Here is a 2,814-nt window from a genome sequence, read left to right as displayed (position 1 = left end):
CGGGGGGAGCCGGTACCCACGTAGGCCACGTAGTTATCGATGCCCGGGTGGTCCTTGAGCATCGCCTCCAGGCGTTTGACCTCATCGGCGGTGTTGCTCAGGGAAGCGCCCTCCGCCAGTTTCAGGTCGACCATCAACTCCAGGCGGCCCGAGGCCGGAAAGAACTGCTGCGGGACAAAACGGAACAGCATCACCGAGCCGACGAACGCCAGGATGGTCAGGACGATCACGGTCTTGCGCCGCTCCACGCACCAGCCCACCACCCGGCGCACGCGCTGGTAGAAAGGCGTGCCATGGGGATTGGACTCGGCGCCGTGCTTGGCGGCGTGGATCTTGGCCAGGTCCGGCAGAAGCTTTTCCCCCAGATAGGGGACAAACACCACGGCAGCAATCCACGACGCCACCAGGGCAATGGTCACCACCTGGAAGATCGAGCGGGTGTACTCGCCGGTGCCGGACTGGGCCGTGGCAATCGGCAAAAAGCCCGCTGCGGTGATCAGGGTGCCGGTGAGCATGGGAAAGGCGGTGCTGGTCCAGGCAAAGCTGGCGGCCTTGATCCGGTCGAAACCCTGCTCCATCTTGATCGCCATCATTTCCACCGCAATGATCGCGTCGTCCACCAACAGGCCCAGCGCCAGCACCAGGGCGCCCAGGGAAATCTTGTGCAGGCCTATCCCCAGGTAGTACATGGTGGCGAACGTGATCGCCAGCACCAGGGGAATCGCCAGGGCCACCACCATGCCGGTGCGCACACCCAGGGAGAAGAAGCTCACCAGCAGGACGATGATCAGGGCCTCGGCCAGCACTCGGACAAACTCGCCAACCCCGGTCTTCACCGCCGCCGGCTGGTCGGACACCTTGCGCAGTTCCATCCCCGCCGGCAGGCTTTTCTGCAGGCGGGAGAACTCGCCTTCCAGGGCCTTGCCCAACACCAGGATGTCGCCACCGTCCTTCATCGCCACGGCCAGACCGATGGCGTCTTCGCCCATGAAGCGCATGCGCGGTGCCGGTGGATCATTGAAGCCCCGGCGCACATCCGCCACATCACCGATGCGGAAAGTACGATCGGCGACCCGGATCGGGAAATTGCGGATCTGCTCCACCGTCTGGAAATTGCCGGATACCCGCAATTGCACCCGCTCGCTGGGGGTCTCGAAGAACCCCGCGGTGGACACCGCGTTCTGCTCCTCCAGCGCCTTTTGCACCGCTGCCAGGGGCAGGCCCAGGGTCGCCAGCTTGACGTTGGACAGCTCGATCCAGATCTTTTCGTCCTGCAGGCCCAGCAGATCGACCTTGCCCACGTCCTTGACCCGCTGCAGCTGGATCTGGATACGGTCGGCATAGTCCTTGAGCACGGCGTAGTCGAAGCCCTGTCCTGTCAGCGCATAGATATTGCCGAAGGTGGTGCCGAATTCATCGTTGAAGAACGGCCCCTGGACGCCCGGCGGCAGGGTCTGGCGGATGTCGCTGATCTTCTTGCGAACCTGATACCAGAGTTCGGGAATCTCGTTGGAGTGCATCGAATCCCGGGCAATGAAGGTCACCTGGGATTCCCCGGGGCGGGAGAAGGAAACGATGCGATCGTACTCGCCGGTTTCCATGAGTTTCTTTTCAATGCGCTCGGTGACCTGGCGCGAGACTTCCTGGGCCGTGGCCCCCGGCCAGTTGGTGCGGATCACCATCGCCTTGAAGGTGAAAGGCGGGTCTTCGCTCTGGCCCAGCTTGGTGTAGGACAGCGCACCGACAATCGCCAGCAACAGCATCAGGAACAGGACGATCTGGCGATTGCGCAACGCCCATGCAGAAAGGTTGAAACCCATCGGGGACTACTCCTTGACCGCCAGATTGACCACACGGTTGGAGCGATCCACCGGGCGCACCTGCAAGCCCTCATGGAGCACATGCACTCCGGCTGCCACCACCCAATCACTGGCGCTCAAGCCTTCGAGCACCGGCACTGTCTTCTCACCGAAAGCACCGACCCGCACCGGCGTCTTGTGCAAGGTGTTGTGGGCATCGACGCGCCAAACATAGGTCGCGCCACCTTCGGCAGTCAGCGCCGACAACGGCACCGACAGCGACAGCGCATCAGCGCTCTGGATGAACACCCGGGCACTCTGGCCCAATTCCGCCGCAACCTTGCCGGCACTGAAGGCAATGCGTGCAGCAAAGGTCCGGGACTTGGGATCGGCAGCCGGGGACAACTCACGGATGCGCCCATCGAAGCGTTGGCCCGGTTGGGTCCAGAGCTCCACCGAAACTGGCTGGCCGACCTTGAAGCGACCGTAGTTCTGCTCGGGGAAGCTGATCAGCACCTCGCGCTCACCGTCAGTGGCCAGGGTAAAGACGGTCTGCCCGGCCGCCACCACCTGACCCACTTCCACTGCACGCTTGGCCACCACGCCATCCTGCGGGGCACGCAGCACGGCATAACCGGCCTGGTTGTTGGCCACGTCGAACTCGGCCTTGATCTGCTTCAGGCGTGCTTCACCGGCACGGTAAAGGTTTTCGGCATTGTCGTACTGGGAATGGCTGACCATCTGCCGCTCCAGCAGGGTCTTGTAGCGATCACGCTCGGCACGCACCAGATTGAGGTTGGCAGTGGCCGCCGTGACCTGGGCTCGAGTGGCCTCCAGTTGCAGGCGCACATCCTGGGGATCGAGTTCGGCCAGGGGCTGATTGGCCTTGACCCGCTCGCCCTCTTCCACCAGTCGTCGACTGACCTTGCCGCCGATACGGAACGCCAGATCGGGTTCGTAGCGGGCGCGCACCTCGCCCGGATAACTGTCCGAAGCCCGCGCCGAAGGCTCTGGC

General features: G+C 63.5%; 2 protein-coding genes. Both read right to left on the bottom strand.

The window, feature by feature from the left end; genetic code table 11:
- Positions 1 to 1,820: efflux RND transporter permease subunit (locus tag BLX41_RS36575; protein WP_259745313.1), on the bottom strand; the 1,820-nt coding region annotated here is incomplete at its 3' end.
- A gap of 6 nt (positions 1,821 to 1,826) precedes the next feature.
- Positions 1,827 to 2,814, bottom strand: a 988-nt coding sequence (locus tag BLX41_RS28960) for an efflux RND transporter periplasmic adaptor subunit (protein ID WP_123727639.1), incomplete at its 5' end; no start/stop codon positions are given.

Source organism: Pseudomonas protegens (genome assembly GCF_003732485.1).
Classification (GTDB): Bacteria; Pseudomonadota; Gammaproteobacteria; order Pseudomonadales; family Pseudomonadaceae; genus Aquipseudomonas; species Aquipseudomonas protegens_B.
This window is presented reverse-complemented; position numbering and strand designations above follow the sequence as displayed.